This window comes from Geodermatophilus sp. SYSU D00700 (assembly GCF_054050255.1).
This window is the reverse complement of sequence record NZ_JBJGZA010000069.1, coordinates 1-7,837: the sequence shown is the minus strand read 5'-3', so window position 1 is coordinate 7,837 and position 7,837 is coordinate 1. Positions and strand designations below refer to the sequence as shown.

The 7,837-nt window shown below is 77.4% G+C and carries 9 protein-coding genes; all 9 read left to right on the top strand.

Annotation, left to right across the window (positions count from 1 at the left end; translation table 11 throughout):
• Positions 1-78 precede the first annotated feature (78 nt).
• On the top strand, positions 79-957 hold the full coding sequence (locus ACI79V_RS24210) for a PP2C family protein-serine/threonine phosphatase (protein ID WP_456893462.1): 879 nt from the start codon (positions 79-81) through the stop codon (positions 955-957).
• 54 nt (positions 958-1,011) lie between these two features.
• Positions 1,012-3,150 carry an elongation factor G-like protein EF-G2 gene (locus ACI79V_RS24205; RefSeq protein WP_456893464.1) on the top strand — a complete coding sequence of 713 codons (2,139 nt, stop codon included), beginning with the start codon at positions 1,012-1,014 and terminating at the stop codon, positions 3,148-3,150.
• A 175-nt stretch (positions 3,151-3,325) separates the two neighbouring features.
• A complete protein-coding gene (locus ACI79V_RS24200; protein ID WP_456893460.1) occupies positions 3,326-4,021 on the top strand; it encodes a CDP-alcohol phosphatidyltransferase family protein in 696 nt (231 codons plus the stop codon).
• Positions 4,018-4,938 carry a DUF881 domain-containing protein gene (locus tag ACI79V_RS24195; RefSeq protein WP_456893458.1) on the top strand — a complete coding sequence of 307 codons (921 nt, stop codon included), beginning with the start codon at positions 4,018-4,020 and terminating at the stop codon, positions 4,936-4,938. Before ACI79V_RS24200 ends, ACI79V_RS24195 begins: the two co-directional genes overlap by 4 nt.
• A gap of 2 nt (positions 4,939-4,940) precedes the next feature.
• Positions 4,941-5,273 carry a small basic family protein gene (locus ACI79V_RS24190; protein WP_387988172.1) on the top strand — a complete coding sequence of 111 codons (333 nt, stop codon included), beginning with the start codon at positions 4,941-4,943 and terminating at the stop codon, positions 5,271-5,273.
• The gene (locus tag ACI79V_RS24185; protein ID WP_456893456.1) at positions 5,270-6,154 is read left to right on the top strand and encodes a DUF881 domain-containing protein; all 885 of its coding nucleotides are present in this window, start codon (positions 5,270-5,272) and stop codon (positions 6,152-6,154) included. Before ACI79V_RS24190 ends, ACI79V_RS24185 begins: the two co-directional genes overlap by 4 nt.
• A 53-nt stretch (positions 6,155-6,207) precedes the next feature.
• Complete coding sequence (gene gcvH / locus ACI79V_RS24180) at positions 6,208-6,612, top strand: glycine cleavage system protein GcvH (RefSeq protein WP_456893454.1); 405 nt, start codon at positions 6,208-6,210, stop codon at positions 6,610-6,612.
• Positions 6,613-6,874: 262 nt separating this feature from the next.
• The gene (gene odhI / locus ACI79V_RS24175) at positions 6,875-7,393 is read left to right on the top strand and encodes an oxoglutarate dehydrogenase inhibitor Odhl (protein ID WP_456893452.1); all 519 of its coding nucleotides are present in this window, start codon (positions 6,875-6,877) and stop codon (positions 7,391-7,393) included.
• A 17-nt stretch (positions 7,394-7,410) separates the two neighbouring features.
• Positions 7,411-7,837: transcriptional regulator FtsR (ftsR, locus tag ACI79V_RS24170; protein ID WP_456893450.1), on the top strand; the 427-nt coding region annotated here is incomplete at its 3' end.

Here is a 7,837-nt window from a genome sequence, read left to right as displayed (position 1 = left end):
GCCACCCGGGGGAGGGTCCCCCGGGTGGCGCGCGCCGTCCGCGTCCGCCGGGGCGCCCGGTGGGCCACAGTGGGCGCCGTGACCGCGCCCTCCGTCCCGCTGCCGTGGTTCCCGACGGCGGAGGCGCCGGGCGGCCGGCCCGGACCGCCCCGCACCGGCGGGCCGCCGGCGGGCCTCGTCCTCGACCCGGCCGCGGCCTCCCTCGCCGGCCCGCGCGGGGAGGTGCAGGACGCCGGGTACGCCGGGCCCACGGCGCTCGTCGTCGCCGACGGCGTGGGCGGCGGGGCCGGCGGCGCCACCGCGGCGCGGCTCGCGGTCGCCGAGGTGAGCCGGCGCGCCACCCGGGCGCGCGCCACCGGCGACGACGCCCTGCCCGACGCCGGCCTGACCGCCGCGGTCGCCGCCGCCGACGCCGCCGTCCGCGCGGCCGCGGCCGCCGACCCCGCGCTCACCGGCATGGCCACCACCTGCGTCGCGGCCGTGCTCACCGGCGACGGCCGCCTCGTCGTCGCCTCCGTCGGCGACAGCCGCGCCCACGTCCTGCGCGCCGGCGTCCTCACCCGGCTGACCACCGACCACACCCTCGTGGCGGCCCTCGTCGCCTCCGGGGAGCTGACCGCCGAGCAGGCTGCCGCCTCGCCGATGCGGTCGGTCCTGCTGCGGGCCCTGGGCGGCGCGCAGGACCCCGGGCCCGCCGACCTGCTCGCCGTCCGCGCCGAGCCCGGCGACCGCCTGCTGCTGTGCTCCGACGGCCTGTCGGGCGTCGTCCCGCCGGACACGCTGCGGCGGGTGCTGGCCGCCGAGCGCCGTCCCGCCGCCGCCGCGTCCCGGCTCGTGCTCGCCGCGCTGGCCGCGGGCAGCCGCGACGACGTCACCGTCGCCGTCGCCGACGTGACCCCCGACGGCTGGGCGGGCAGCACCGCGCCGCTGCTCGTGGGGGCGGCCGCCATCGACTGAGCGCGGGGGCTTGCCGGGCGGCGGGCGCGCGGGCAGGGTTGTGAGGCAGACCACATCCGTGACGACCCCGGGAGGTCCCCGTGCCCGAACCCGCCCAGGACGGCCACCGGGCAGGAGCCCGCCGTGGGTAAGGAGGTCACCCCGGCGCCCGCCCCGCGCGAGGCCGCCCGGGTGCGCAACGTGGCGCTGGTCGGCCGCTCCGGCGCCGGCAAGACGACCCTCGCCGAGGCCCTGCTGGCCGCCACCGGCGCGATCCCGCGCGCCGGCCGCATCGAGGACGGCACCACCTGCCTCGACGGCGACGAGGTCGAGGTCCGCCAGCAGCGCTCGGTCACCCTCGGCGTGGCCACCGTCGAGCACGAGGGCACCCGGATCACCCTGCTCGACACCCCCGGCAGTCCCGACTTCGTCGGTGAGCTGCGCGCCGGACTGCGCGCCGCCGACGCCGCGCTGTTCGTCGTCTCGGCGGTCGGCGGCGTCGACGCGGCCACCGTGCAGCTGTGGGAGGAGTGCGCCGCGGTCGGCATGCCGCGCGCCGTCGTCGTCACCCAGCTCGACCGGCCGCGGGCCGACGTCGAGGAGACCGTCCGGCTGTGCCAGACGGTGCTCGGCGCCGGCGTCTACCCGGTGCACCTCGTCGACCGCGGCCCGGACGGCGCGGTGCAGGGGGTGGTCAACCTGCTCGAGCCCGGCGCGCAGGCCCCCGACGCCGACCGGCTCCGCAGCGAGCTGATCGAGGGGATCATCGGCGAGAGCGAGGACGAGGCGCTCATGGAGCGCTACCTGGCCGGCGACGAGCTGGTCCAGGGCGACCTGATGAGCGACCTGGAGACCGCGGTCGCCCGCGGCCACTTCCACCCCGTGCTCTGCGCCGCCCCGCTGCAGGACATCGGCCTCGACGCGTTGCTCTACCTGGTCGTCAACGGCTTCCCGTGCCCGATGGAGCACGGCTGCCCGCCGGTGTCCCGCCCCGACGGCTCGAAGGCCCCGCCGCTGTCCTGCGACCCCGACGGGCCGCTGGTCGCCGAGGTCGTCAAGACCACCACCGACCCCTACCTGGGCCGGGTGTCCCTGCTGCGGGTGTTCTCCGGCACCCTCACCCCGGACACCGCCGTGCACGTCTCCGGGCACGGCGGCGCCGACCGCGGTCACCCCGACCACGACGTCGACGAGCGGGTCGGCGCCATCTCCTCCCCGCTGGGGTCGGCGCTGCGCCCGGTCGCGGCCTGCCCGGCCGGCGACGTGTGCGCGGTGACCCGGCTGGCCTCCGCAGAGACGGGGGACACGCTGTCCTCGCCCGGCGACCCGCGGCTGGTCCCGCCCTGGGACCTGCCGGTGCCCCAGCACCCGGTCGCCGTCGAGGCGGCCTCCCGTGCCGACGAGGACCGGCTGGGCCCGGCGCTGGCCCGGCTGGCCGCCGAGGACCCGACCCTGCGCGTCGAGCGCTCCCGCGACACCGGCCAGCTGCTGCTGTGGTGCGTGGGGGAGGCGCACGGCGAGGTGCTGCTCGAGCGGCTGCGCACCCGCCACGGCGTCGCGGTGACCACCGTGCCCGTGCGGGTGCCGATGGTGGAGACCCTGGCCGGGCCGGCGAAGGCCACCGGCCGGCTGGTCAAACAGTCCGGCGGGCACGGGCAGTACGCCGTCGTCGTCGTGGAGGCCGAGCCCGGGCCGCCCGGGTCGGGCATCACCTTCGAGCAGCGGGTCGTCGGCGGGGCGGTGCCCAGCCAGTACCACGGCAGCGTGGAGAAGGGCATCCGTGCGCAGGCGGCCAAGGGGGTGCACGACGACCGGCCGCTGGTCGACGTCGCGTTCGTGCTCGTCGACGGCAAGGCGCACTCGGTGGACTCCTCCGACGCCGCCTTCCAGTCCGCCGGCGCGCTGGCCGTGCGGGAGCTGGCGGCCGCGGCGGGCACCAAGGTGCTCGAGCCGTGGTGCGAGGTGGACGTCGTCGTCCCCGGCGAGCACGTCGGTGCGGTGATGAGCGACCTGTCCTCCCGGCGCGCCCGGGTCACCGGCAGCGACGCCGACCCCGAGCGCGACCGCACGACCGTCCGCGCCGAGGTGCCAGAGATCGAGCTGCTCGGCTACGCCGGGGCGCTGCGCTCGGTCAGCCACGGCACCGGCTCGTTCAGCCGCCGCCCGCTGGGCCACGAGCCGGCGCCCGCGTCGCTGGTCGCCGTCCCCGCCTAGCGCCCGGCCGGGAGCGGCTCCGCTGCAGGGGCTCGCCGCGAGGCGGCGAGCGGAGAGGACGGTGACGTGCTGGAGCGGCCCCGCTGCAGGGGCCCGCCACGAGCGTGCGAGTGGCGGGGGGCAGCGGGGTCCTTCGACTAGCCTCGGGCTCGGTGTGCACCGGGGTGGAGGAGCAGTGACGTCGTCGCAGGGGCCGTCGGCCGCCGTCCCGGCGTCGGCGGGTCCGCCCGTGCCGGAGACGCCCCCGGTGGCCGACCGCAACGAGCTGCCCGACCGGGTGTGGACCCTGCCCAACGTCCTGTCGGTGCTGCGGCTGCTCGGCGTGCCGCTGTTCCTGTACCTGCTGCTGGGCCCGGAGGCCGACGGGTGGGCCGTCGTCGTGCTCATGGTCTCCGGCGTCACCGACTGGGCCGACGGCAAGCTCGCCCGCCTGCTGGGCCAGTCCAGCCGCCTGGGCGCGCTGCTCGACCCCGCCGCCGACCGGCTCTACATCGTCGCCACGCTGGTGGCCTTCGTCCTGCGCGACGTCGTCCCGCTGTGGGTGGTCGTGGTGCTGGTCGGCCGCGAGGTCGTGCTCGGCGTCATGCTCCTGGTGCTGCGCCGGCACGGCTACCCGCCGCTGCAGGTCCACTACCTGGGCAAGGCGGCCACCTTCATCCTGCTCTACGCCTTCCCGCTGCTGCTGCTGGCCGACGGCGGCGGCGCCTGGGCGTGGGTGCAGCCGGTCGCGTGGGCGCTGACCATCTGGGGCGGTGTCCTCTACGTGCTCGCCGGGGTGTTCTACGTCGTGCAGGTGCTCGGGCTGGTGCGCGCCGACCGGGCCGGCCCGGTCCCGGCCGCGGCGGGCGCGGAGACCCGTCCCGCGCCGTGACCGTCGCCCGGCGCGGCGGCGGCCCGCGCTCGATGGGCGCCTCGCTGCTCGACCAGGTGCTGGCCGAGACCCTCGACCCGGCCTACGCCCGCGCCGCGCAGGCCCGCCGGGACCGGGAGGCCGCCGGTGAGCCCGCCGGCCCGGCCCGGCGCCGCCGCGCGGGCGCCCTCGCCGTCGCCGCCACCATGGCCGGCGCCGGCCTGCTGGCGGCGGTGACCTACGACCAGGCCGCGTCCGGCGCCGAGGGCCGGGAGCAGGTCCGCGCCGAGCTGGTGGAGGACATCGAGGCGCAGTCGGCCACCACCGGCGACCTGACCGCCGAGCTCGAGCAGCTGCGCGACCGGGTCACCGACGCGCGGGCGGACGCGCTGGCCGCCAGCGCCGTCGGGCAGCGCGCCATCGACGACCTCGACGCCGCCGAGCTGGCCGCCGGGCTGGTGGCCGTCAACGGCCCGGGGCTGGTGGTCACCCTCGCCAACGCCGAGCCCGATGCCGACGCCGATCCCGTGGGCGGCTCGGCGGAGGCGGACGCCCGCGGCCGCGTGCAGGACGGCGACCTGCAGCTGGTGGTCAACGCGCTGTGGGCCTCCGGGGCCGAGGCGGTCAGCATCAACGGCCAGCGGCTGGGCCCGACCACCGCCATCCGCTTCGCCGGGGAGGCGGTCCTCGTCGACTTCCGCCCGGTGACCAACCCCTATCTCGTCAGCGCGATCGGCGACCCGGACGACCTCCGGGCGCGGTTCCTGGCCAGCCCCGAGGTCGGCGCGCTCGCCGCCATCTCCGAGGTCTACGGCCTGCGCTTCGAGTTCGCCCAGGAGGACGAGCTGTCCGTGCCCGCCGGGGGGACCCCCGAATTGCGATCCGCCACGCCCGCCACCGGCGAACCGGCCGGGGCACCCGGCGGGACGGGGGACTGACCGTGATCCCCGTCATCGGCCTGGCCGTCGGCATCGCGCTCGGCCTCGTCCTCGACCCCACCGTGCCGCTGTGGCTGCAGCCCTACCTGCCGATCGCGGTGGTCGCCGCCCTCGACGCGGTGTTCGGTGGTGCCCGCGCCCGCCTCGACGGGATCTTCGACGCCAAGGTGTTCGTCATCTCGTTCGTGTCGAACGTCGTCGTCGCCGGGCTGATCGTCTTCCTCGGCGACCAGCTCGGCGTGGGCGCGCAGCTGTCCACGGCCGTGGTCGTCGTGCTCGGCATCCGCATCTTCGGCAACGCCGCGGCCATCCGCCGGCACCTGTTCCGGGCATGAGCGACACCCCGCGTCCGGACGACGCGCCCGACGTCCCCGACGCGCCCGACGTGCCGGACACCCCGGACGCCGTCGGCACCCCGGAGGTCACGGACGGTCCTGCCGACGGGCCCGCCGAGGAGCCCTCCGCGGAGGACCCCGGGCCCGCCGGTGCCGCGCCGGCCGGCCTGCCCGCCGACGGCGGCCGGCCCCGGCGGCGCCAGTCGCTGGTCGCGGCCTCGCTGATCGCCGTGCTGACCGTCCTGCTCGGGTTCGCGATCGCCGTCCAGGTGCGCAGCACCGGCACCGGCGAGGCCCTCGCCGGCGCCCGGGAGGAGGAGCTGGTCGCCATCCTCGACGAGCTCGACGGCCAGGAGGAGCGGCTGCGGGCGCAGATCGCCGACCAGCGCGGCGCGCTGCGCGACCTGTCCGACACCGACAGCCGTTCGGCCGCCGCGCTCGAGGACGCCCGCTCCCGCGCCGAGGCGCTCGCCGTCCTCAACGGCACCGTCGCCGCCGAGGGCCCGGGTCTGGTGGTCACCGTCCGCGACCCGGAGGGCCGGGTGCGGGTGGCCGACCTGCTCGACGCCATCCAGGAGCTGCGCGGCGCCGGCGCGGAGACGATGCAGATCGACGGTGTCCGGGTGGGCGTCTCCACCGCCGTCACCGGCAGTCCGGGCGACCTGCGCGTCGACGGCCGGCCGGTGAGCGCCCCCTACGAGATCGTGGTCATCGGCTCCGCGGCCGACCTGCGGACGGCGATGAGCATCCCCGGCGGCGTGGTCGACCGGGTCGGCCGGCAGGGCGGCAGCGTGGACATCGAGCAGCGCGACCGGGTCGTCGTCGACGCGTTGCGGCCCCTCGACGAGCCTCAATACGCTCAGCCCGACCCCGGCGACTGACCCGCGGCCCCGCGGCGCCGGTACCACCCCACCCCGATCGGAGACGACGCCGCATGACCACGCCCGACGACCGCCGCTACACCGACCAGCACGAGTGGGCGCTGGTGCAGGGGAGCGGAGGTGCGGGGACCGTCGTCCGGGTCGGCATCACCGACCACGCGCAGGACGCCCTGGGCGACATCGTGTTCGTCCAGCTGCCCGCGGTGGGGGAGGAGGTGGGCCCCGGCAACCCCATCGGTGAGGTGGAGTCGACCAAGTCGGTCTCCGACGTCTACTCCCCGGTGGAGGGCACCGTCACGGCGGTCAACGAGGCCCTCACCGACGCCCCCGAGACCGTGAACGCCGATCCCTACGGGGAGGGCTGGCTGGTCGAGATCACCGTGCCCGGCGACGGCGGCGACCCCACCGCCGACCTGCTCGACGCGGCCGCCTACCAGGCGCTGGTCGACGCGTCCTGACCGCCCCCACCGCCCTCGGCCGCCCCGGGACGATCACTAGACTGCCCCGCGGGAACGGCCCCCGCCGGGCCCGTGGGACAGGTGTGGCGTCGCCCCCGACGCCCGGTTGACCCTCGACACGACCGCTGGTTCCATGACCAACGGCCCGCCGTGCGCCGCACGGCAGCCGACCACGACGGCACCGACCGGGCCGTCGTCCGCCGGCCGCCCGCGGCAGCCACTCGCGTCGCGGCGGTGCCCCCTGCACCGGAGGAGAACAGACGTGCACTGCACTCGTTGTGGCCACGACAACCCCGAGGGCAGTCGCTTCTGTGCGCAGTGCGGCGCCGCCCTCTCCCAGGAGCGCGTCGGCGAGTCGACCAGCGTGATCCCGAAGGTCGGCGGCGAGGACACCGGCGACGTCCCCGAGGTCGTCGAGCCCGGCGCCGACGCCCACGCCGGGGCCGTGGAGTCCCTGCCCGCCGGGTCGGCGCTGCTGGTGGTCAAGCGCGGCCCGAACGCCGGCAGCCGGTTCCTGCTCGACCAGGACGTCACCACCGCCGGCCGGCACCCCGACAGCGACATCTTCCTCGACGACGTGACCGTCAGCCGCCGGCACGTGGAGTTCCACCGCGAGGGCGGCGGCTTCTCGGTGCACGACGTCGGCAGCCTCAACGGCACCTACGTCAACCGCGAGCCGGTCGACGTCGCCACCCTCGCCGGCGGTGACGAGGTGCAGATCGGCAAGTTCCGCCTCGTCTACCTGACCGGCCCGCGCACCGGCGAGCACTCCGCCCGCTGACGTGGTCCGCTGATCCGGTGTCCGGAGCGCCCGCCGGCGCGTCCGGGGACGGCGCCGCGGACGCGCGGACCCCGCGCCTGACGATCGGGGCGGTGCTCACCGCCCTGCGCGACGACTTCCCCGACGTGACCATCAGCAAGATCCGGTTCCTCGAGAGCGAGGGGCTGGTCTCCCCGCAGCGGACGCCGTCGGGGTACCGGAAGTTCTCCCGGGCCGACGTCGACCGGCTGCGCTACGTGCTCACCGCGCAGCGGGACCACTACCTGCCGCTGCGGGTGATCAAGGAGCACCTCGACGCGCTGGACCGGGGGCAGCCGGTGCCCGGCGCGGGTGGGACCGCGGTCCCGCCCGCGCCGGCGGGGCCGGGGCCGGGGCGCCCCCCCGTCCGCGCCGGGGGCGGGCCCCACCCAAACCAAACCCCCGGCGGCCGCGCCCCGGGCCCCC